Genomic DNA, 23,915 nt, shown 5'->3' with positions numbered 1-23,915 from the left:
ATGCATTTATTGCTAATATTCCATAAACAAGGCCCTTTTCCTTTTGAAGCGAGGCATTATTCCGACAGTTTTTGCACTTTTATGAAAAGGTAAAAATTTGTTGGCTGCTTTGAACAATCACGCTACAGCCGTATATAATAAAATAACACTTACATAGGCGAGGAGATGACGGGAGTGTTTTTTCGACTAACTCCTATGGCAGTTGCTGTGATTGCCGCTATCATTGGCCTTTCTTTTGCACTTCCCTTAACCGTCGATGAACAAAACGTTTTCGGCAATGTTTTGCTGGCGGCAGGATATGTCATTCTTATCATTTCCGCTCAGAGGACGCTGCTTAGCGACGTGGAAAAAGCGGAACAGGCGCAGGCGTCTACGCAAAACATGCAGCGGCAAATAGATAATTTACAGAAAATACTGGCTGAGATGCCTGAATTGCCGGAATGACCCGGGCAACCAAAGCGACAAGGAGGATTGTTTATGGATTTTGATTTTTTTCGCGATACTCATTTCCGCTTTTTCTTTCATCCCCTTCTGGAGGGAGTAATTCTGGGAATCATCATCATCCTCTTTTTTCCCCTGGAGCCCCGCTCCTGGTTTATTGTGAAACCAGAGAAACCGGCGACTCCTGCCACGCAAGCGCCATCGGCTGCTAAAAAACCGACAACCGCTACCACCCCGCAGGCTACTACCAAATCGTCAACCGCTGCAGTCTCGTCGGCTACTGCCAACCCGCCGGCCACTACACAATTGCCAACTGCCAAAACTACAGCGACTCCTCAAACCGCGTCAGTTACTGCCAAACCGTCAACCACTGTAGTGGCTGCCAAAACCGCCAATACTTGTGTACCCGTGGTGCCTGGCCAATACCGGCCGCAATTTTACGCGCGGGAATTTCCAAAATGACTCCCAAAAGTATACTGCGCAAAATGGTGAAGGGAGTGGAAGGATATGTTTTTTAACCTGACTCCTATGGCGGTCGTTATACTAGGCGCAATCATTGGCATTGCTTTTGCACTGCCGCTGACGGTTGATAAGGAAAATGTTTTTGCCAATGTTTTGGATCTGGCGGCGGAAATGATTTTCATTATCGCCGCGCAGCGGGTATTACTTAAAAATACGGAGACGGCAGCGCAAACAGCCGCGCAAAATCAGGCGGCGGCCAATCATCTCCAAAGACAGATTGATGAATTGACGGAAAAGATAGCGAAAAGGCGGGTCCGGCTCATTGAAATAAGAAAGACCTAAAGGGTCTTTAAGCAGGAAGAAAGGATTCGGCTTGGAATAAAGGCGAATTTTTTGGAGTGTCCAAACTGAAAAAAGGAGGATACTTATGGCTTGGAATCCATTTCGGTTTTTCTGTTCCTCTTCCAGTTATAGTGACTATAGCTACGAATGTGGCTGTGGCTGTGGTATTCGATGCACTTGGGTTATCGCCATCTTGATCATCATTCTTTTTTTCGTAGGCAGCGAGTTTTCAACTTCCTAACGCCTAGTGGAATATAATTTGGGAAGGAAGGAATTTTATGTTTTTCGGTTTTGACGGTGGCATTTGGATCATTGTTGCAATCATCCTTTTAATCCTGTTACTTAGTTGTTTAGCCGCAAATTGCTGTTATTTCTCGAGTTTCTCTTCCAGTTATTAAGCCCCGCACTACGAGCCGAAAGACCGCACAGCGGTCTTTCTTATTGCGTTTTTTCCCCGGAAAGTCCTTTTTTTCGGGGGTGCGCCGGGGGAAAGTCCGGTTTGTTTTCGGCCGGGATAGAAGTATTCCGGGGCTCTTCTTCTCGCTTAACCCGTTCTACGGCAAGCGCCGCCAGACCGACCCAGGCTTCGATAAGGCGCCGCTGTTCAGGGGTAACTTTTTTCGCCGTCACTTGGACGCCAAATATACCAAGCACTGTTCCGTGTATTTTGAGCGGAATATATAGAAAGTTGGCCCCGGACATAGTTTCTGTGGAACGGCCGGTACTTTGTCCGTGTTGATAGGCCCAGGTGGCGACGGCGGCTTCGGCGGGATTGGAGAGCGTCTGACCGGTTGCATTGTTTGTCTGCCGCTTTCGTGGATTGTGCCGACCCCAAAGGATGAGTTTCTTTTCCTTGTCAGGCAGCAGGATAACCACTTCCTGCTCCAGTGTTTCCGCCGCCTGCCTGGCCATACCGGCGGCAATCGCCTTTAAATCGCTGACAGCGGCAATGCTGCGGCTAAATTCATATAAGGCCCGGGTGCTTTTTTCCCGTTGTCTGGCTTCCCATGCTTCATGCCGGAGAAGTTCCGTGCGTCCCCCGATAATGAAAGCAACGATGAGAAACGTAACAAAGCTTCCCAGATAACGGATGTTTCCCATCATCAAATGCCAGGTTGGGGTTATAAAAAGAAAATTAAAGGTGAGAATGCCGGCGAGGGCAGTGAAATAGGATGGCCAGCGCCCCCACCAATACGCGCTGAGGATTACCGGCAGCTGGTACAGCAACAGGATATTGACAAGTCCCAGCCATTTCCTGACCAGCAGGCCCAGAGCCGTTATCAGAACTATCATAGCAGGCCCCCCGGCATAGTACGGCCAAGGCAGACGCTGGACAGGCGGGGCAGTCTGGATGGCCGGTACCGGTTCTGCTTCCGCCGTTCCCCGAATGACATAAATATTAATGCCGCCGCTTTGACGAACCAGCTTGTCAAAGACCGAACCATGCCAGATTTCCCGGAGACGGCTGTGATGCGGTTTGCCGATGACAATGGCCGTCACATTGTGAGCACGGGCCACATCCAGAATTTCCTGAGTGAGATGAGCGCCGACAACGGTTAGCGTCTTTGCTCCGAGTTCTTCCGCCAGTCTCATATTCCGGCCTATCCGGTCCTGTTCTTTATCGCCCATAGGAAAGCGCCGTTTCATTTCTTCAATATGTACTGCCAGCCAGTCGGCATGAAGTCCTCCCGCCAGCCGGTGCGCCGCCCGGATGAGCTGGGCGGAAAAAGGACTGCCGCTGACGCAGACCATGACCCGTTCGGCGACAGGCCACGGCCCTTCAATATGATGGATCTGCATATATTCTTTTAGATCCTTGTCTACCCGGCCGGCGGTAAAGCGTAAGGCCAGTTCCCGCAGAGCGCTGATGTTGGCCGGCTGAAAAAACTGCTGCAGGGCTTTTTCGGCCTGTTCCGGCATATAGACTTTTCCGGCCTTTAAACGCGTAATCAGATCCTGCGGCGGAATATCGATCAGCCGAACCGTGTCGGCTTGTTCGATGATATAGTCGGGCACCGTTTCCCGGACAATAACGCCGGTTATTTGGGTAACGACATCGTTCAGGCTTTCAATATGCTGGATATTGATGGTGGTGTAAACATCGATACCGGCCGCCAGCAACTCTTTCACATCCTGAAAACGCCGTTTATGGCGCGAACCCGGCACATTGGTATGGGCCAGTTCATCCACCAGCGCCAGTTGCGGCCGGCGGGCCAAAACGGCGTCAATATCCATTTCGGTCAATTGTTTTTCCCGGTAATGGATTACCTGCGGCGAAATACGCGGCAGCCCGGCAAGCATTTTTTCCGTGTCCCGGCGTCCATGCGTTTCAATCCAGCCAATAACGACGTCAACACCTTCTTTCAGTCGCTGCTGAGCCACATCAAGCATGCTATACGTTTTACCCACACCGGCCGCCGCACCTAAAAAGATTGTCAGTTTGCCCCGGGATTCTTTGATAAGCTGTGCGAGCAATTTGTCCGGGTCAGGCCGCATTTTCCCCTTTATTTCCGGCATATTTTTCACCCTTTCTTTGCTTAGTTTCTCCTGATTTATGGCAAATACTTGGTCTTATAACCCTTTTTTATGTTTTTTTTACAGCCCCGCCAATAATCTTTACCCCTTTTTTATACGGCGGGTGATATTGTATAACCAGCTTATATTTTTTTCTTGATTCTTACATCCTAAGGATAGAAAAATAAAGTCGGAAAAAATGCAGCCTAGTCCGTAATTCAGTGAAGGAGGAGAAAGAATGGTTGATTATTGGGCCGGTGGCATTGTCACCGTGATTTTACTGGGTTATCTGCTTTATGCATTATTGAAACCGGAGGAATTTTAAATGATTAACGATGTAATGCTGTTTGTTGTTTACCTGATTGTCCTGATTTTGCTGGCGTTACCGTTAGGCAAATACATGTTTCATGTATTCGAAAACAAGAAAACTTTTTTAGATCCTCTCTTAGTGCCGGCTGAGCGGCTCATTTACCGGCTGTGCGGTATTGACGCCGGCCAGGAGATGAACTGGAAACAATATGCCTGGGCGCTTATTCTGTTTCATTTGTTCAGTTTTCTGGCGGTATTTTTTACCGAGCTGCTGCAAGGCATTTTGCCCTTTAATCCCCAGCACCAGATCGGGGTTCCCTGGGATCTGGCTTTTAACACGGCTGTCAGCTTTATTACCAATACCAACTGGCAGAATTATGGCGGCGAAACGACCATGAGCTATTTCACCCAGATGGCCGCCCTCGCCGTGCATAACTTCTTGTCGGCGGCAACGGGCCTTGCGGTTGCGGTAGCTCTGATCCGCGGCCTAACGCGCAAAACCACGGCAGATATTGGCAACTACTGGGTTGATATGGTACGGAGTGTTCTCTGGGTTTTTCTGCCGATATGTATTGTGTTAACCCTACTGTTTGTACAGCAGGGAGTAATCCAAAATTTCTCATCCTACGTGTCGGCTACAACGCTGGAAGGGGCGAAACAGACCATTGCCATGGGGCCGGTGGCTTCCCAGGAAGCGATTAAAATGCTTGGCACCAACGGGGGCGGCTTTTTCAATGTCAATTCAGCCCATCCTTTTGAGAATCCGACGCCGCTCACCAATTTTATTCAGGTCTTAGCTATTTTTCTGATTCCTGTCGCGCTGGTCTTTACCTTTGGCCATATGGTCCGGGACAAGCGGCAGGGCTACGCCGTACTGGCCGCTATGCTGCTGCTGTTCATTCTGTTTTTAGGCACTCTGTATAGCAGCGAACTGTTCGGCAATCCGAATCTGGCGGCCATGGGAATTAGCAGCCCCAATGCGATGGAAGGTAAGGAAGTGCGGTTTGGCATCGGCGGTTCGGCTTTATTCAGTACCGTAACAACGGCGGCTTCCTGCGGGGCGGTAAACTCCATGCTGGATAGCTATACCCCGCTCGGCGGACTGGTGCCCATGCTCCAGATCATGGTGGGGGAAGTGGTTGTCGGCGGAGTTGGCGCCGGTTTCTACGGTATGTTGGTTTTTGTGATCCTAACGGTATTTATTGTTGGCTTAATGGTGGGCCGCACTCCGGAGTATCTGGGCAAGAAAATTGAATCCTTTGAAATGAAAATGGCGGTGATTGCCGTACTGGTACCGGCTGTAACCATTTTGACCGGCAGCGCCATTGCCTCCGTAACCGGAGCCGGGACCAGCGCCATCAATAACCCGGGACCCCATGGCCTCAGTGAGATTATTTACGCCTACACCTCCAGTGCGGGCAACAACGGCAGCGCGTTTGCCGGATTGAACGGCAACAGCCTGTTCTATAATTTGACGCTGGGTATCGCCATGATATTGGGCCGCTTCGGGGTTATTCTGCCGGTATTGGCCATTGCCGGCAGCTTGGCGGAAAAAAGAATATCGCCCCCCGGCGCCGGCACTTTTCCGACCGATGGCTGGCTGTTCGTAATATTATTGGCGGCAATCGTCATTGTTGTCGGGGCATTGACCTTTTTGCCGGCCCTGGCCCTCGGCCCAATTGTCGAACATCTGTCGATGCTGCACGGCCAGTTCTTTTAAGGAGGAGCAGTTATGAGTAAAAAAGTTGGTTTTGATAAAAAGATGATCTGGTCGGCTGCCGGTCAGGCCTTTGTAAAACTTGATCCCCGGGTCCAATTCCGCAATCCGGTCATGTTTATTGTTCTTATCGGCTCCCTGATGACTACCGTTATGATGCTGCGCGACTTCCTAAACGGCAGCGGGGCCAGCGTCGTATTTGAACTGCAGATTGCTCTTTGGCTGTGGTTTACGGTGTTATTCGCCAATTTTGCCGAAGCCTTGGCCGAAGGGAGAGGGAAGGCTCAGGCCCAGGCTTTGCGCAAGACACGGACAGAAACGAAGGCCAAAAAGCTAAGCGGCGAAAAAACCACGCTGGTAGATGCGGCCAGTTTGAAAAAAGGTGATCTGGTCCTCATTGAACAGGGTGATGTTATTCCCAGCGACGGGGAAGTGATTGAAGGAATCGCCTCGGTTGATGAAAGCGCCGTTACCGGCGAATCGGCGCCGGTTATCCGGGAATCCGGCGGCGATAAGTCTTCGGTCACCGGCGGCACCCGGGTGCTTTCGGACTGGCTTAAAGTCAGAATTACCGCCAATCCGGGCGAGACGTTTCTTGACCGTATGATAAATCTGGTAGAGGGGGCCAAACGGCAGAAAACCCCCAATGAAATTGCCCTCACCATTTTGCTCATCGGTCTGACGATTATCTTCTTGATTGTCGTAGCGACCATTGAGCCGTACGCTATCTATTCCGGCACTACCATTTCCGTAACAGTACTGATCGCTTTGCTCGTTTGTCTGATCCCAACGACGATTGGCGGTCTGTTAAGCGCCATCGGCATTGCGGGCATGGACCGGCTGCTGAAGCGGAATGTCCTGGCCATGTCGGGCCGGGCTGTTGAGGCGGCGGGTGATATTGACGCCCTGTTGCTGGATAAAACCGGGACCATAACCTTAGGCAACCGGATGGCGGCGGAATTTATTCCGGCGCCGGGAGTTACGGCGGAAGAACTGGCCGACGCGGCCCAGCTTTCTTCCCTGGCCGATGAAACACCGGAAGGCCGCAGTATTGTCGTATTGGCCAAGCAGCAGTATAACTTGCGCGAACGGGATATTGCCACGCTGGATGTGGAGTTTGTGCCTTTTACGGCCCAGACCCGCATGAGCGGGGTGAATATGAAAGGCCGGCAAATCCGGAAAGGGGCTATGGACGCCGTTCGCAAATTTATTGATGCGCAAGGGGGGATGGTCCCCCGCCAGGTTCACGCACAGTGTGAGCAGATTGCCAAGGGCGGCGGTACGCCCCTGGTCGTTACGGATGGTCCCCGCGCTTTGGGCACGATTTACTTAAAAGACGTGGTTAAGGGCGGAATTAAAGAGCGGTTCAAGGAATTGCGCCGCATGGGAATTAAGACGGTAATGATTACCGGCGACAATCCTCTGACGGCGGCGGCGATTGCCGCGGAAGCCGGGGTTGATGATTTTCTGGCGGAAGCCACGCCGGAGGCCAAATTGAAATTAATCCGGGAATATCAGGATAAGGGAATGCTGGTGGCCATGACCGGCGACGGCACCAATGACGCGCCGGCGCTGGCTCAGGCCGATGTGGGCGTCGCCATGAACAGCGGTACCCAGGCGGCCAAAGAGGCCGGTAATATGGTGGATCTGGACAGCAATCCGACCAAGCTGATCGAAGTGGTCGAGATCGGCAAGCAATTGCTGATGACCCGCGGCGCTCTTACTACTTTCAGTATCGCCAACGACGTAGCCAAATACTTTGCCATTATTCCGGCCATGTTCTCCACCGCCTATCCGGCTTTGAACACCTTTAACATTATGCGGCTGGCCACACCGGAAAGCGCTATCCTGAGCGCCGTGATCTTTAATGCGCTGATTATTATTGCCTTGATTCCGCTGGCCCTGCGGGGAGTTAAATATCAGCCCCTGGGGGCGGCCCTGATTCTCAGGCGCAACCTGATCATTTACGGCCTTGGCGGCTTGATTGCTCCCTTTATCGGCATTAAGCTGATTGATATGATTTTGGTTGCCCTGGGATTAGTTTAACATGCAGGCGAAAGGATGCTGAAAACAATGCTCAGACAAAGTATAAATGGGCTGTTGTTATTAATTATATTTACCCTATTGACCGGTGTTGTTTATCCGCTGGCGATGACCGGCCTGGCGCAGGTTATTTTTCCCGCCCAGGCCAACGGCTCGCTCATTCAGCGGGACGGTAAAATTGTCGGTTCGGCGCTATTAGGTCAGAATTTTAGTCAGGCAGGTTACTTCCATGGCCGTCCCTCGGCAGCCGGGCAGGATGGTTATGATGCAGCCGGCTCCGCCGCCACTAATCTGGGCCCGACCAATGCCAAGCTGATGCAGGCCATTAAGGAGAAACTCACCCTGGTAAGACGGGAAAATAACTTGCCTGCCGACGCGGTAGTTCCCGCTGACATGGTAACATCGTCCGCCAGCGGGCTGGACCCGGATATTTCTCTGGAAGGAGCCTATCTGCAGGTCGAGCGGGTTGCTCAGGCGCGGGGAATATCCGCCGGCCAGGTGCGGGATCTGGTCGACAGGTATGCTAAAAGTTCTCAATTCGGAATTTTAGGCGAACAACGGGTCAATGTATTGAAACTAAATTTAGCGCTTGATAAACAATAGCCCGTTTGCGGTATAATGAAAGTAAATAAATGGTGAAGTCTGTAGTTCGGATTGCCCATAGCCAGGCTGTATGCTATGGGCAATATTCCCATTGGGAGAGGGGATGGGTTTTTTGAGTATTAATGAGCCGCAGCGCCGTAATCCGGATCTATTGTTAAAGAAAGCATCCAAAGAGGGCCGCGGCAAACTGACCATATTTTTGGGGGCCGCCGCCGGCGTAGGCAAGACGTTTGCCATGCTGGAAAATGCTCACGAGCGTCAGGCGGAAGGTATGAACGTTCTGATCGGCTGGGTGGAAACGCACGGCCGCAGGGAAACGGAGGAACTGGTGGCAGGATTGCCGCGGCTGGCGCCAAAACTGCTCGAATATCGCAGTAAGCAGTTGACGGAAATGGATTTGGACGCGATTATTGCCCAGCACCCTGAACTGGTACTGGTGGATGAACTGGCTCACACCAATGTGGCGGGATCCTGCTATGTAAGACGTTTTCAGGACGTGGAAGAAATATTGAATGCGGGGATTAACGTTTATACCACCCTGAATATTCAACATGTCGAAAGCTTAAATGATATTGTGGAACAAATTACGGGCATAAAAGTGCGGGAAACTGTGCCGGACTCCATTATTGAACAGGCGGACCAGGTGCAGCTCATCGATATACCGCCGGAAGACCTGATCAAACGGTTAAAAGAAGGCAAGGTCTATGTGCCCGGCCAGGTCGAGCGGGCCCTAAGAAATTTTTTCCGTCCCGGCAATATTAATGCCCTGCGGGAAATGGCGCTCCGGTTTACCGCGCATCGTGTAGACCAGCAGCTTAATGAATATATGCATGATCATGCCATCGAAGGTCCCTGGCCGGCGGCTGAGAGAATCATGGTGTGCGTCAGTGCCAGTCCTTTTTCCGCTCATTTAATCCGTGTAGCCAGGCGGCTGGCGCAAGCCATGAAAGCGGAATGGTATGCCGTTCATATAGCAACACCCCGCAGTACGCCGCTGACGGAAAAAGAACGGGAACGTCTGGCTCGCAATCTGCACTTGGCGGAGGATTTGGGAGGCAAGGTCCGCTCGCTGTCGGGACATGACCCGGCGGAAGAGTTGCTGACTATGGCGCATGCGGAAAATATCACTCATATTGTAATTGGCAAACCGCAGCAAAACCGGGTTTGGGAGTGGCTGCGCGGTGAGGCGCTGGTAGATAAGCTGATTCGCAAAAGCGGTGGAATTCATATTCATATTGTCCGGGGCAAAAAGGATCAGGAATATGCGCCCCGTGTAAAAACCGCGGTAAATCCGCCGCAAATATTCTGGTCCCATTATGCCGGCGGACTGGCGATGATGGGAGCGGTCACCTTTCTTAGCTGGTTTTTACACCGGGAACTGGAACTGGTCAATATTGCCATGCTGTACTTATTGCCGGTGCTGGTAAGCGCTACCCGGTGGGGCCGCGGCCCCTCCTACGCAACGGCAATCGCCACGGTCGTGGTGTTTGATTTTTTGTTTGTCCCGCCGCGACTGAGTTTTACAGTGTCGGATATTCGTTATCTCTGGAGTTTTATCATTTTTTTACTGGTCGCTTTTGTTGCCGGCGGAAAGGCCGAACGGCTGCGGCATGAGGCGCGCTTTGCTCAGCGGCGGGAAAAAAGCACGTGGTCTTTATACGAATTTAGCAGGGAGGTTGCCGCCCAGGTTGATTTGGACGCCGTTATTAACGGATTGGCCCAAAGAGCCTATCAGGCCCTGGACTGGGCAGTGGTCGTCCTGCTTCCCAACCAGTATGACAAGCTGGAAATTAAAGCTTTTGCAGGACCGGACGGAAGCGGCAGGACAGTGGTCAGCGAGCCCAGTGAGTGCGCTGTTGCCATGTGGGCTTATGAGCATGGGGAAGTGGCCGGACGGGCGACGGAAACACTGCCTGCCGCCCAGTATTTGTATTTGCCGTTAAAAGTTCATGGCCGGGTGATCGGGATTTTCGGCATGCATATGGTTGAAAAAAAGCTTACAACCGAGCAATGGCGCCTGATTGATGCCTGGACGAGTATGGCGGCGATTGCGGTTGAAAGAATTCAATTGGCGCAAAAGGCCAGTCAGGCCGTTTTGATGACCGAATCGGAACGGCTGCGCACGGCGTTATTCAACTCCATTTCCCATGAGATCCGTACCCCCCTGGCCACGATTATCGGTTCCATCGACGCCTTGCTTGACCGTACGATTGAACTGCCGCGCACCGGACAATATGAATTGATGGCGAACATCAAGGACGGAGCTATCCGTATGGAACGGGTGGTGAACAACCTGCTGGATACGGCCCGCTGGGAAAGCGGGGCGATTCAAGTCAAAAAAGACTGGTGCGACATTGGCGACATTGTGGGCGCTTCTCTCCACCGGCTGAAAGACAGCCTGGACGGACGGAAGGTGAGAACAGATATCCCGGAAAGCATTCCGATGATCAAAGGAGACTGTGTATTGTTGGAACAGGTACTGGTGAATCTGGTGGATAATGCGTTGAAATATTCAGGAGAGAATAGTATCATTGATGTTAGTGCCCTGAAAGAAGAGGAAAAGGTAATTGTCTCGGTAGCCGACCGGGGTATCGGCATACCGGATAAAGAACTGTCAAACATTTTTCAAAAATTTTACCGGGCGGATAATGCCAAAGCCAAGAGCGGTACCGGCTTGGGTCTTTCCATCTGCAAAGAAATTGTTGAAGCCCATGGCGGCGTAATCTGGGCGATAAACCGGCCCAACGGCGGCGTGCGGATCAGCTTTTCCCTGCCGGTTGAAGCGGATAAAAAACCGGCAGACAGTAAGTAGAGAGGTGACTGGCTTTGGACCAACAATTAAAAGTACTGGTAATTGATGATGAACTGCAATTACGCCGTTTGTTAAAAGTTTCGCTGGAAGGTCAGGGTTATAAGCTCAGTGAAGCGGTCAACGGGCAGGACGGGCTTCTTGCCGCCGCCGCTTATAAGCCGGATATCGTACTTCTCGATCTAGGATTGCCGGATATGGATGGCAAAGAAGTTGTGCGCCGTATCCGGGAGTGGTCGCGGGTTCCGATTCTAATTTTGTCGGCCCGGGACCAGGAGCAGGAAAAAGTGGAGGCCTTGGACGCCGGCGCCGACGATTATCTTACCAAACCTTTCGGCATAAGCGAATTAATGGCTAGAATCCGGGTTTCCCTGCGTCACGCCAGTCCCGGCAGCGATGATTCCCGTCTGGAATGCGGGGATTTGATCATTGATTTAACCAAACGGGAAGTGACTCTGAGTGGCAAGGAGGTCAAGCTTACACCGACGGAATATGACCTGTTGAAAGTGCTTGCCCAGAATGCGGGAAAGGTTCTTACTCACCGGCAGCTGCTAAAACTGGTTTGGGGCGTGGAGAGTGACGATAACCAATATATCCGGGTGTATATTGGCCAATTGCGGCGCAAGATTGAAGAAAATCCGGCCCAGCCGCGCTATATTACCACGGAATCCGGCATTGGTTACCGGATGATGCACAAATAAGAGTTTCTTTACTTAATGAACTTCTATATATTATAATAAAAAAGAATATCCTGTATCTTCCAGGATGTGCAATGATTGCTAAGCGGCTGACAATTTGTTGGCCGTTTTATCTTGGAGCCGGAAGACCTGTGGGTCTGACGATCCTTTTGCCGGGGTGGCCGCCCAAGACGGGTTTTTCCGCGCCCTGAGCCCTGTGCCATGAGCCGAAAGATCGGAGTAGGATGATTGCGAAGATGAAAAAAAGCGAAGCGGCGATCCTGGAGTATTTAAAAAAAGTATGCACCGAACAAAAGGCCCAAGGCCGCGACGACGTTACCGGCTGCTGCGCCGGCGATATAGCCGGCGGTATGGGGCTGCAGCGGACCAATGTCAGTGCGGTGCTGAACCAGCTTTATGATGCCGGAAAGGTAATAAAAATCAAAGGAAAACCGGTATTATACGCCGTGGATTTAAACAGCGGCAAACAGCCGCAATACCACGAGCGAAACAATTTCGACATGCTGATTGGCGGTTCCCATAGTTTGCAAAAGTGTATTCAGCGGGCCAAAGCGGCTATTTTGTATCCGCCCCACGGCCTCCATACCCTGATTCTGGGCCCCACCGGGGTCGGCAAAACCATGTTTGCTGAGATGATGTACAATTTTGCCGTGGAAAATGGAGTTTACTCGCCCTCTGCACCCTTTGTTTCCTTTAATTGCGCCGACTATGCGAATAATCCGCAATTGCTGCTGGCCCATTTATTCGGCTGCAAAAAGGGAACTTTTACCGGGGCCGATAAGGACCGTCCCGGTATTGTTGAAAGGGCGGACGGAGGGGTTCTGTTTCTGGATGAAGTGCACAGACTGCCGCCGGAAGGGCAGGAAATGCTGTTTTACCTGATTGACAAGGGGATATACAGTCCGTTAGGCGACGTGGATAACAAAAAGAAAAGTGAAGTTTTAATAATCTGTGCGACTACGGAGGAAATAGACAGTTCCCTGTTAATAACCTTTACCCGCCGGATTCCCATGAATATATCCCTGCCGGCCCTGAAGGACCGGACCATGGAAGAACGTTTCGAACTGGTATGCGAATTCTTCAAAATTGAATCGCGACGGGTCGGAAAGGAAATTATTGTATCCACCAATACCTTGCGCTGCCTGGTTCTGTATCATTGCAGCGGCAATGTGGGGCAATTGAAAAGTGATATTCAGCTTGGCTGCGCCAATGCTTTTTTAAAGTGCGTATCCCGGGGAAAAAAGAGTATTGAAGTCCATAATACCGACTTTGCCAACCATGTCCGGCAGGGACTGCTTTTGTATAAAAACCGCGCCGAACTGGTAGACCGCCTGTTAAAGGGGGATGCCAAGCTTTGCTTTAAGCCGAACCGGGCGGAAGAAGTAGTTGAGCCGGATGATGATTCCCTCCCCCAAAACTTTTACGAGAATATTGAAAAACGGATTCAGGAGTTGCAGGAACAGGGGATCGACGAACAGGACATTCGGTTTATCATGTCCTTTGATATCGAAAACTATTTTAAAAAATTCATTCATAATTTTGAACAAGGGGTTAATAAGGACGAACTTTCGAAAGTAGTGGATAACGACATTATCCTGATCGTGGAGAACCTGCTGAAATTCGCCGGCGAAAAGCTGAGAAAATTATTTCCGGCCAAAGTATTTTACGGTTTGTGCCTTCATATCCAGTCAAGCATTGAACGCATCAAACAAGGCAAGAAGATTATCAATCACAACATTAAAGACATTATTGAAAAGCAGCCTGAGGAATATGCGGTGGCCCTGCATTTCGCCGAAATGATCGAATATAAATACGATATTCGGGTGCCGGCCGATGAGGCGGGGTTTATTGCCATGTTTCTGGCGGTGGACGAAACCGCCGCAGAGATTCTTCAACGCAAGCCGATTATTGTTGTGGCTACCCATGGCAAAAGCACAGCCTCATCCATGGTCGAAGTAGCGCTAAAATTAGCGGGGAGCGATAATTTATTCGCCTATGATATGCCCCTGGACAAAAATCCCAAAGTTGCCTATGAAGAAATCAAGGATATCCTTGTGAAAAATCACCAGGGGGCCGGAGCCTTGCTGCTTGTCGACATGGGGGCGCTGAATCTGTTTGGTGAACTGATCAGCGAAGAAACCGGCATTGACATTCAGGTGCTGGATATGGTTTCCACTCTGATTGTCATTGAGTGTGCCCGCAAAGCCTTTACCGGCTCCACCGTTTATGAGATTTGTGAGGACATAAAAAATAACCAATCCCTGTTTGCCAACTACGCTGCCAGTATAACGCGCACCCTGGTTCCCGAGAAGGACCATATTATTATCTCCCTCTGTACAACCGGGGAGGGAAGCGCCATGAAAATCAAAACGCGGCTCGAGGATAAATTAAATCTGACGGATAAAAACATCCAGGTAGTGCCGATGTCCGTTAATAATAAAAAACAATTTTTAGCTAAAATTAATAAACTATCCAAGGAAAAAAAGATTATTGCCTTAGTAGGAACCTTTAATCCTGACATTTATGACATACCCTTTATACCGGTTTCGGCCCTGTTCGAGGATGAAAATTTGCAGCAGTTGCAGGGAGCGGTGGAAAAAGCGGAGTTGGAGGACGTTTACGGTCAGGTATTTGCCGCGATGAAAAGCGAGCTGAAAGAGATTGATATTGAAGTATACCGGCAGTTGTTCGGCGATTTTATCAAGGCAATTCAGGAAAATCTGCAAATTACCTTTAAGCCGGAAGCGGTTGTCGGATTGATTATGCATTTAGCGTGTGCTATTAACAGAACCAGACAGCATGGGTTATGTCCGCCTTGTTTCAGTAAAGCGGAATTAAAGCAAAAGTATACGTACGAATTTTTCTGTATAAAAAAGTCCATAAAAAAAATCGAGGATTTTTACGAAATTGATTTTGCGGAAGACGAGATCTGGTATATTTTCCGGATTATTATGAGTATATGATGTGTATAGTTAGCCGGGTGCTCCCGGCGATGAGTATAAAATAAAGCCGGTAAAGACGGCGAAAATGAACTTGTGTATAAAAAGAGTATAAAGACGCCGGTCCGGGTCAAGATGCCATGCCTGTCACTAACCATTTTTTCTTATGCGTTAGTTTTGGCATGGCATTTGCGTATTTTAAAAGGCAATAGTACTAAAGGAGGAGGCAACAGCATGAATATTTTATTAGTCTGCGCCGCCGGCATGTCAACGAGTTTAGTTGTGGAAAAAATGAAAAAAGCGCTAAAGCCTGAGGAAGCGGACAGCGTTCTGGTCGCCATTCCGGCTGAGGAGTTTGAGGCGGCAGTCGATAACTACGACATCGTTTTACTGGGACCACAGCTGCGGTTTAAGAAAAAGGAATTTGAGAAAATTACCCAGCCCAAGGGCATACCTCTGGATGTAATCAATATGGTTGACTATGGCACGCTGCGGGGGGATAAAATTATGGAGTTTGCCCGGCAACTTTACCAGCAAAAAAGCAAATAAAAGGAGGGGGCTAGTTTATGAGCAATCAGGCATCGTTTTTTGATAAGTTCAGCCGGCTGTTGGAGGAAAAACTGGGGCCCGTAGCTGATTTTGTTGCTAATCAAAAGCATATTTTGGCAATGCGCAACGGAGTGATTGCTTCCATTCCGTTATCCATTGTCGGCGGAATTTGTTTAATCCTGGCCTTCCCGCCCATTGATCCGCAGCGGGTTACGGGCACTAATTTTTTTACCCGCTTCTTACTGGACTGGTACGCCTGGGCTTCGGCCCATATGGCGGCGATTTTAACCCCCTTTGCCATGACAATGGGAATTATGGCTTTATTTATTGCCATGGCCGTAGGATACAGTTTGTCCGTTTCCTATAAAATGAACCCGCTTTCCGGTTCTATTTTGGCGGCAACCTCTTTTTTGCTGGTTGCGGCGCCGTCGCAAAGCGCCGTCTTGCTTTCCCGGATACAGGACGGCATGGACGCCAAAGGGATCGCTAAATTGGGGCAGGGTGTCATTCCGGCGAATTTTTTGGATGCCAAAGGGATTTTTACGGCCATTATTGTTGGTCTGCTGGCCGTGGAAGTTGCCCGGTTTATGAAAGCAAAGGGCATTACCATTAAGATGCCTGACGGAGTGCCGCCGGCAGTGGCGGCGACGTTTGAATCGCTGTTTCCGATGATTGCCAATGTTTTTATATTCTACATGGTGAGCTTATTTTTCCAAAGCCAGTTTGCGATGCTGGTGCCGGAAGCGATTATGAAAGCCATATCACCGGTCGTCAGCGCGGTTGACAGTGCGCCGGGAGTGTTTTTTCTCACTGTTTTGGCTCAATTGCTGTGGTTTATGGGACTCCATGGGGCTGCGATTGTCGGCGGGGTGGCGCAGCCTTTCTGGGATGCCAATACTTTGGCCAACGCGGCGGCTAAAGTTGCCGGCCAGCCTATGGAACATATTTTCACAACACCCCTCTGGAGCTTCTTTATTTGTCTCGGCGGTTCCGGCGCCACCTTGGCGGTGATTATCATGCTGCTGGTAAGCAAGTCAAGGCAGTTAAAGTCGACGGGGCAGATTGCTTTGCTGCCGGGGTTGTTCAATATTAACGAGCCAATAACCTTTGGCTTGCCGATGGTGTTTAATCCGATTCTGGCCATACCGTTCATATTTATTGAAGGGATCAACGGGGTGATTGCGTTCTATCTTACCAAGTTTGGAATTATATCACCGGCATTTATTATTGCGCCATGGACTACGCCGGCCCCCGTCGGCGCCTTTCTGGCCACACTGGACTGGAAAGCGGGGGCCTTGGTTCTGATCTTTATTGCTTTGGATTTTGTGCTGTACTATCCGTTTTTCAAACTGTACGAAAAGCAGTGTCTGAGGCAGGAACATCACGAGACGGTCAATACCGGCAAGGTTATTCAGGCTTAACTATTTTGGTCCGTTAGGGAGGTTGGTATATATGGAACGGGAGGAAGAAATTGTATTTCAACTGATAACGCACTCGGGAGCGGCCAGGAGCGATATCTTCGAGGCGTTTCAAGCTTGCAGAAACGGGCACTATGAAGAAGCCCAAAAGCTGATGGATTCCGCCAAAGAAAATTTACACGCGGCTCACCGGGTTCAGACCGGTTTGATCCAGCAGGAAGCCGGCGGGGATTCCATAATCGTAAAGTTACTGATGGTGCATGCCCAGGATCATTTGATGACCGGCATTCTGGCGAAAGATATCATGGCCAATATGATCGACATGCAAAAAGAAATCAGGGAAATTAAGTCTCAGCTAAATCGTTAATACGGTCCGGCGACAGCCTCGCTGCCTGATTCAGGCGGCGGGGTTCGTTGCATAATTGCAGGAGTCCTGTGAAGAAGGTCAAATTAGACGTAGTAGGTGAGGCGGAAAGCGGGAGGATACTATGTCTAAGCTGTATCAGATTAAAAAGGACGTTCAGCAGGTCGCGGCGGCAATTGCCAGCGTTTTAGGGGTAGAAGTGACAATCACCGATGATGCTTTATACCGGGTGGCCGGTACCGGCTGTTATGCCGGAAATATGGGTAACGCGCCGATTAAGGCATCCCTGTTTGTTCAGGTCTTGCAGACCGGAGCGGGTGTAATCATCGACGATCCGGGTGAAAACAGCGTGTGCCTTCGCTGCGAATCCCGCCAGTATTGTACGGAACTGGCGCAGGTATGCTGCCCGATTCAAAGCGGCGAGGCGACCATTGGTGTAATTGCCCTGGTGGCGTTTACACCGGAGCAAAAACAGGCGCTGCTAGCGCGGCGGCATGATTTATTGGATTTCCTCGGCCGGATGGCGGATCTTCTGGCCAGCAAAGTCGTTGAACAGGAGCGTATGGCGGAACTAAAAGGGATGAAGAATCAACTGGAAACCCTCTTGAATACCGTTCAGGAAGGCATTATTGCTATGGATACGGCCGGCCGGATTATCGATACGAATACGGCGGCGGCCAAAATGATTGGGGTAGCGGCGGACAAGTTGATTGGCACGAACATTGTCCGGGTATTTGCCGGTCTGACAATCGAGGATTTGCTTGAGCGCAGCCGAAAAAGCGGCACCGGTGAGATTCCCTGCTGGCTGCAGGGACGCCGTCTGCATTGTATCATGAAGTTCAATACCTGGTCGGATGCGGCGGAAGTAAAAGGAATTGTGGCCACGCTGCAGGAAATGGAGACGGTCAAAAAAATAGTATCCCGGTATGGCTGGGAAATTGACTGCCGTGCGGACGAGATCTTGGGCGGCAGTACGGCGATGGAAAACGTAAAACAAGCGGTCAGTATGGCGGCGCGTACCAATACTGCCGTGCTGATCCGGGGCGAGAGCGGAACCGGGAAGGAATTGCTGGCCCGGGTGCTCCATTGCAGCAGTGAACGGCGGTATAAACCGTTCATCGCGATCAATTGCGCGGCAATCCCGGACACCTTATTGGAAACGGAGTTATTTGGTTATGAGGAAGGTGCATTTACCGGAGCCCGCCGTGGCGGTAAACCGGGAAAATTTGAACTGGCCGATGGCGGTACGCTCTTTCTTGACGAAATCGGCGATATGCCCTTGCCGCTGCAGGCCAAGCTCCTCCGGGTACTGCAGGAAAAGCAGATTGAACGGATTGGCGGGACCCAGCCTGTACCGGTGGATGTGCGTATTATTTCGGCTACCCACAAAGATATCGAAGCGATGATAAAAGCGGGGCAATTCCGGCAGGATCTTTACTACCGGATTAACGTGTTTCCTGTGGTTGTTCCGCCGCTGCGCCAGCGGCGGGAGGATTTGCCGGTATTGATCAGCCACTTCTTGGAAAAATACCAGACAGCCTATGCCAAAAGACTGGCCGGCATGGATACGGGCGCATACAATCTGCTGCTGCAGTACGAGTGGCCGGGTAATGTGCGGGAATTAGAAAATATAATCGAGTATCTGGTGAGTATTGAAACGGGCAGCAGGATTTCCCTGCCGCACGTTATGGACAGAATTCAGCGCAGCGGGGAAGCAGCTCCGGGAGACATGATGTCCATAGCGGCTGCCGAACGGCAGCTGATTCTGGCGGCAATGGCGAAGTTCGGCCCGGCTCTGGAAGGAAAGGAAAAGGCGGCGGCCGCACTGGGAATTAGCAAGGCGACGCTGTATCGAAAGCTAAAAGAATATGCCCGGGATTGATTGTGAAGGGTTGCAAAGGGCTGGTATTTTACGGCTTCTCAATATGAGAAGCCGTTTCTCTTTTTGCGAAACTGTTTTAGCTGGTGCATTGGATAAAGTTAGCGCTTTTGTTGTTTCGCAAATTGAGAAATAGTGCCGCTTACATGCCGGGAAATCTCTCTAAATAGCTGGTTTTTTGAGTTGGTATTAAAATTGCATAACATGATCAGGAGTCTCACGAAGAGAGTTTTTGGCGTATTTTTATTATTAAGAAGAGGAGAAAGGTATGAGCCGGACTGATTTTATAGTGCCTTTGGCACTGGAAGAAGAGAAATTCCTGAAACTTTTGGATAAAGAGCTACTGGTGGCGCTTGGCTGCACGGAACCGGCGGCCATTGCCTACGCGGCGGCTTTGGCGAAACAATACGTCCGGGCCGGGGCCGTAAGCAAGGTTGAGATCTTTGCCAGCGGCAATGTCATCAAAAATGCCATGGCGGTTAGAATCCCCGGCACGGGGCAGAGCGGTATGGATTTGGCGGCTGCACTGGGGGTAATTGCCGGCGAGCCGGAGCAAAAGCTGGAAGTCCTGTCAAAAATGGCCGCAAGCCATTTGAAGCAGGCGAAGGATATGGTGGCGAGCGGCAGGGTTACCGTCTCTGCAGCGGTTAGCACCAAGAAATTATACATTGAAGCGGTGGTCCGTTCGTCAAATCATTATGCCAGGGTTGTGATCGAGGATCAGCATACTCAAGTGGTTTTGGTGGAAGCGGACGGGCAAGTGCTCAGTAGAAATGATTGCAGCGAAGCGGCCGGCGGCGATTGTTCGTTTTTAAATCTGGCGACAGCGTGGCAGTTTATTAGGAAAGTTGACCTGAATCAATTGGGACTTGTCAAAGAAAGTATGGCCATAAACCGGCAGATGGCTTGGGAAGGGCTGCAGAATGATTATGGGCTGCAGGTGGGAAAAACCATTCGGGACAGTGTGAACAGAGGGTTACTGCAGGATGATCTCTCCACCTGGGCGATGACAATGACTGCCGCCGGTTCCGATGCCCGGATGGCTGGTTGTCCACTGCCGGTCATGAGTAACTCCGGCAGCGGTAATCAGGGGTTGTGTGCTACGCTGCCGGTAATGGCCGTTGGCGAAAGAGTAAAGGCTGACGAGGGGGAAATCGTACGGGCTGTAACGCTGAGTCATTTGGTAACGATTTATATTAAATTAAAGTTCGGCCGGCTGTCCGCTTTATGCGGCGCGGCCATCGCCGGCATGGGCGCCAGCTGCGGCATTGTTTATTTGCTGGGCGGCGGTTTGACTCATATTAAATATGCTGTGCAAAACATGCTGGGAAATGTAACGGGTATGCTATGCGACGGCGCCAAAGCGGGGTGTGCTATGAAAGTGGCCACTTGCACCAGTGCCGCCGTGCAATCGGCCATTATGGCTGTGGAAAATCGTTCCATCCAGGCGACGGACGGAATTATTGAAACCGACGCCGAGTCGTCCCTTGATAATTTCTGCCGTTTGGGTAATCAGGGGACACTGGCGGCAGACCATATTATTCTGGATATTATACTGAATAAGAAACCCGGATAACCGGCTGTTGCGAGTCAGATCGTTTTGGTATTGTTGCTTATTTCTATTTTAATTTGGATTGTGCTATAATCACTTTACAAGTGTCTTGGTGGAAAGGGCTGCACATGAAAACGAAACAGATGACGAGCCGCAAACTGCAGGCGGCGGCAACGCGCAATAAAATATACAATACGGCTATGAAACTCATACGCAAAAAAGGATTTGCCAATATTTCGGTCAGCGACATTTGTCAGGCCGCCGGTGTGTCCGTGGGAACCTATTATCATTACTTTCAGTCCAAAAATGATATCTTATTCGAGATATATAACAAGGGTGACAATTATTTCGACCAACAAATTAAAACGAACCTTAAATCAGCCGATTCGTTGGGGAAAATCAGGGAATATTTAAATGCTTATATTGAGTTTGTGACCACGAACGGTTTTGACATGGTAAAACACCTCTACACTTCGGAGAATAAACTGTTTGTAGCCCAAGGGCGGGCTATGCAGACAATTCTCCGGGATTTGATCCAGGAAGGGCAGGCCAAACAGGAATTGTCGGCGGAGATGCCGCCCGGGGAAGCTGTCGATTTTATCTTTGTCATCCTGCGGGGAATTGTGTTTGATTGGTGTTTAAAGGAAGGCCGGTATGATTTAAAGTCTTATTCGGAACGGTTTATCCAGTGTATTTGCTCCTATCTGGCGAAAAAAGCTCTTTGATCCGGCAAGCGGATTAAGGGGCTTTTTTCGTAATAAGTAATGGCAGCCGTTAACGGCAGAAGAATCGCCTTATCAACGCTGCGCCGTTGCCACTTAACCTCCGCTTATGACAAGACGATCCTTCTGCCTGGATTATTCACCCGAAATGATTTCCAAGATGGTTTCCCCGCGCCCCGAGCCCTGCGCCATGAGCTGAAAGACCGCGTCAGCGGTTTTTCTCATATTGACATTGGCTGATTTCAAGTGATAAACTGAACTTGTTCGGTGAATTCATTCGGTGAAATTAAATAATTAAAAGCAAAGGGGAGGAAAAGACCGTGGGGAGAAAATATGCTAATTTATTTGAGTCTGTAAAAATTGCCAATTGTCAAATAAAGAACCGGTTTGCCATGGCTCCTATGGGACCGGGCGGGTTATGCGATGCCGAGGGCGGCTGGAATCAGCGGGGTATCCAGTATTACACGGAGCGGGCCAAGGGCGGGACCGGACTGATCATCACCGGAGTCACGTTTGTGGAGAATAAGGTGGAATTCCATCCGATGCCGTCCGTGGGCTGTCCTACCCATAATCCGATTCACTTTACCAGAACTTCCAAAGAGTTAACGGAACGGGTACATGCTTATAACGCTAAAATTTTTCTCCAGCTTTCCGGCGGTTTCGGCCGGGTGACCATTCCCACCAACATTGGTGATGCGCCGCCGGTAGCGCCGTCGGCTATACCGCACCGCTGGCTGGATCATGTGATTTGCCGTGAACTGACCGTAGAGGAAATCAAATATATTGTTCAGAAATTCGGAGAATCAGCCGCTATCGCGAAAAGAGCCGGGTTTGACGGCATCGAAATTCATGCCGTGCATGAAGGGTATTTGATTGACCAGTTTGCGATTGCCCTGTTTAATCACCGTACCGATGAATATGGCGGCAGCCTCAAAAACCGGCTGCGGTTCGCCGTTGAAATTCTGGAGGAGATCAAAAGAACCTGCGGCGCCGACTATCCGGTAATTCTTCGCTACTCACCGAAGAGCTTCATTAAGGACCTGCGGGCCGGGGGCTTGCCGGGCGAGGTTTTTGAGGAAAAGGGCCGTGACCTGGCAGAAGGAGTGGAAGCCATTAAAATTTTGGAAGCAGCCGGTTATGATGCTTTTGATATAGACGTCGGCTCCTATGATGCCTGGTATTGGAGCCATCCACCCATGTATCAGGAGAAAGGGCTCTATTTGCCCTATGCGGAGATATGCAAACAGAATGTGAAAGTACCGGTTATTACCGCCGGCCGGATGGATAATCCCGAGTTGGCCAGCACCGCTGTGGCGGCGGGCAAGACAGACATGGTCAGTCTGGGCAGGCCCCTGCTGGCGGACCCCTTCCTTGTAAATAAAATAGCCGCCAACCAAACGGCCAAAATTCGTCCCTGTCTTTCCTGCCAGGAAGGCTGCATGGGGCGGCTGCAGGAATATTGTGCGTTGGGCTGCGCTGTAAATCCGGCGTGCTGCCGGGAAAATGAAATGGCAATTATTCCGGCAACTGTTAAAAAGAACATGGTGGTGATTGGCGGCGGGATAGCCGGTTGTGAGGCGGCCCGGGTCCTGGCGGAAAGAGGCCATAAGGTAACCCTGTTTGAAAAGAGCCGGGAACTTGGCGGTAATCTGATTCCCGGCGGCGCTCCCGACTTTAAGGAAGATGATCATGCCTTAGTGGCGTGGTACAAACAGGAACTGGAAGCGTTGGCCGTCGATATCCGTTATAATACGGAAATAACTGCCGGCATGGCGATGAGTTTTCAGGCCGACGCCGTGATCGTGGCAACGGGATCCGTCCCCAAGATAATGAACCTGGGTAATCAGGAGCTTATCTGTGCGGCGGAGGATGTGCTGCTCGGCAAACGGGACCCGGGAGCCAGAGCCGTTGTGGTCGGCGGCGGGCTGGTAGGCTGCGAGACGGCTTTGATGCTGGCGCGGCAAGGGAAGAAAGTTGTAATTGTAGAAGCTTTGCCCCGGATTTTGAATAACGGCGCACCGCTTTGTCACGCCAACAGTAGTATGCTGGAAGACCTTATGCCGTTCAACGGGATTGAGGTGCGGACGTCGACAAAAGTTGTCCGGACAACCACTAAAGGCATTATTGTGGCTAAAGACGGTGTAGAAACAGAAATACCGGCGGATTCCGTGATTCTTTCCATTGGCTATCATTCCAACAATACCTTGTATGAACAGATTAAAGACAGCGTTGACAATGTATACCTGCTGGGCGATGCCAGACAGGTGGCCAATATTATGTATGCGATCTGGGATGCTTTTGAATTAAGCCGGACCTTTTAAATAACATTTCGAATTACCGAAAAAACCGCACTAGCGGTTTTTTTTTTTGAGATCGTGGCCGCCCCGAAATGATTTCCGGATGGTTTCTCTGCGTTCCGAGCGGTCTTTTTTGCCAATATTGTATACAAAGTGCAAGGAAATTTGTTGTAAAGTTAACATTTTATCCGTATTTGATGTTTATTGCATAAATACTATTGTTTTTAAAAGTTGTCACGCTTCAGGAAATTGTTTAT

19 protein-coding genes are annotated in these 23,915 nt (G+C 50.4%); 18 read left to right on the top strand and 1 reads right to left on the bottom strand.

What is annotated here, in order from left to right; translation table 11 throughout:
• Nucleotides 1–174 precede the first annotated feature (174 nt).
• The 3 genes from LUCIF_RS11415 to LUCIF_RS11405 are packed head-to-tail and all read left to right on the top strand — an operon-like array spanning nt 175 to nt 1,245.
• Nucleotides 175–444, top strand: a complete 270-nt coding sequence (locus tag LUCIF_RS11415) for a hypothetical protein (RefSeq protein WP_126720596.1) — start codon at nt 175–177, stop codon at nt 442–444.
• A gap of 33 nt (nt 445–477) precedes the next feature.
• Complete coding sequence (locus tag LUCIF_RS11410; RefSeq protein ID WP_122628021.1) at nt 478–903, top strand: hypothetical protein; 426 nt, start codon at nt 478–480, stop codon at nt 901–903.
• A 45-nt stretch (nt 904–948) separates the two neighbouring features.
• The gene (locus LUCIF_RS11405) at nt 949–1,245 is read left to right on the top strand and encodes a hypothetical protein (protein WP_122628020.1); all 297 of its coding nucleotides are present in this window, start codon (nt 949–951) and stop codon (nt 1,243–1,245) included.
• Nucleotides 1,246–1,683: 438 nt separating this feature from the next.
• On the opposite strand, the gene LUCIF_RS11400 is transcribed toward LUCIF_RS11405, so the two are convergent.
• Nucleotides 1,684–3,762: a DUF4118 domain-containing protein gene (locus tag LUCIF_RS11400; RefSeq protein ID WP_126720595.1), complete on the bottom strand. Its 2,079-nt coding sequence runs from the start codon at nt 3,760–3,762 to the stop codon at nt 1,684–1,686.
• A 235-nt stretch (nt 3,763–3,997) separates the two neighbouring features.
• Here LUCIF_RS11400 and kdpF point away from each other — a divergent pair, with 235 nt between their 5' ends.
• From kdpF to LUCIF_RS11330, 15 genes are all read left to right on the top strand, one after another.
• The gene (gene kdpF / locus LUCIF_RS27305) at nt 3,998–4,084 is read left to right on the top strand and encodes a K(+)-transporting ATPase subunit F (protein WP_122628018.1); all 87 of its coding nucleotides are present in this window, start codon (nt 3,998–4,000) and stop codon (nt 4,082–4,084) included.
• Nucleotides 4,085–5,788, top strand: a complete 1,704-nt coding sequence (gene kdpA / locus LUCIF_RS11390; RefSeq protein WP_122628017.1) for a potassium-transporting ATPase subunit KdpA — start codon at nt 4,085–4,087, stop codon at nt 5,786–5,788.
• Nucleotides 5,789–5,800: 12 nt separating this feature from the next.
• Nucleotides 5,801–7,831, top strand: coding sequence for a potassium-transporting ATPase subunit KdpB (kdpB, locus tag LUCIF_RS11385; protein ID WP_122628016.1), 2,031 nt, complete (start codon nt 5,801–5,803; stop codon nt 7,829–7,831).
• Nucleotides 7,832–7,858: 27 nt separating this feature from the next.
• Complete coding sequence (gene kdpC, locus LUCIF_RS11380) at nt 7,859–8,431, top strand: potassium-transporting ATPase subunit KdpC (RefSeq protein ID WP_122628054.1); 573 nt, start codon at nt 7,859–7,861, stop codon at nt 8,429–8,431.
• 112 nt (nt 8,432–8,543) lie between these two features.
• Nucleotides 8,544–11,243: an ATP-binding protein gene (locus LUCIF_RS11375; RefSeq protein ID WP_207857518.1), complete on the top strand. Its 2,700-nt coding sequence runs from the start codon at nt 8,544–8,546 to the stop codon at nt 11,241–11,243.
• A gap of 14 nt (nt 11,244–11,257) precedes the next feature.
• Nucleotides 11,258–11,941 (top strand): response regulator, encoded by a 684-nt coding sequence (locus LUCIF_RS11370; protein WP_207857516.1) that lies wholly within the window; start codon nt 11,258–11,260, stop codon nt 11,939–11,941.
• Between the two features lie 233 nt (nt 11,942–12,174).
• Nucleotides 12,175–14,901: a sigma-54-dependent transcriptional regulator gene (locus LUCIF_RS11365; protein WP_122628013.1), complete on the top strand. Its 2,727-nt coding sequence runs from the start codon at nt 12,175–12,177 to the stop codon at nt 14,899–14,901.
• Nucleotides 14,902–15,111: 210 nt separating this feature from the next.
• Nucleotides 15,112–15,426, top strand: coding sequence for a PTS sugar transporter subunit IIB (locus LUCIF_RS11360; protein ID WP_122628012.1), 315 nt, complete (start codon nt 15,112–15,114; stop codon nt 15,424–15,426).
• Nucleotides 15,427–15,443: 17 nt separating this feature from the next.
• Nucleotides 15,444–16,847, top strand: coding sequence for a PTS sugar transporter subunit IIC (locus LUCIF_RS11355; RefSeq protein ID WP_122628011.1), 1,404 nt, complete (start codon nt 15,444–15,446; stop codon nt 16,845–16,847).
• Nucleotides 16,848–16,878: 31 nt separating this feature from the next.
• Nucleotides 16,879–17,211 (top strand): PTS lactose/cellobiose transporter subunit IIA, encoded by a 333-nt coding sequence (locus LUCIF_RS11350; RefSeq protein WP_122628010.1) that lies wholly within the window; start codon nt 16,879–16,881, stop codon nt 17,209–17,211.
• A 121-nt stretch (nt 17,212–17,332) separates the two neighbouring features.
• A complete protein-coding gene (locus LUCIF_RS11345) occupies nt 17,333–19,090 on the top strand; it encodes a sigma-54 interaction domain-containing protein (protein WP_122628009.1) in 1,758 nt (585 codons plus the stop codon).
• Between the two features lie 265 nt (nt 19,091–19,355).
• A complete protein-coding gene (locus LUCIF_RS11340) occupies nt 19,356–20,663 on the top strand; it encodes an L-cysteine desulfidase family protein (protein WP_122628008.1) in 1,308 nt (435 codons plus the stop codon).
• Between the two features lie 104 nt (nt 20,664–20,767).
• Entirely contained in the window at nt 20,768–21,364 is a 597-nt protein-coding gene (locus LUCIF_RS11335) for a TetR/AcrR family transcriptional regulator (RefSeq protein WP_122628007.1), read from the top strand.
• Nucleotides 21,365–21,403: 39 nt separating this feature from the next.
• A complete protein-coding gene (locus tag LUCIF_RS26075) occupies nt 21,404–21,601 on the top strand; it encodes a hypothetical protein (RefSeq protein WP_165865972.1) in 198 nt (65 codons plus the stop codon).
• Nucleotides 21,602–21,681: 80 nt separating this feature from the next.
• Complete coding sequence (locus LUCIF_RS11330) at nt 21,682–23,682, top strand: FAD-dependent oxidoreductase (protein WP_122628006.1); 2,001 nt, start codon at nt 21,682–21,684, stop codon at nt 23,680–23,682.
• Nucleotides 23,683–23,915: the final 233 nt, after the last annotated feature.

This window comes from Allolucifera butyrica, assembly GCF_900476375.1.
In the GTDB taxonomy this organism is placed as follows: domain Bacteria; phylum Bacillota; class Negativicutes; order Sporomusales; family UPPP01; genus Lucifera; species Lucifera butyrica.
This window is presented reverse-complemented; position numbering and strand designations above follow the sequence as displayed.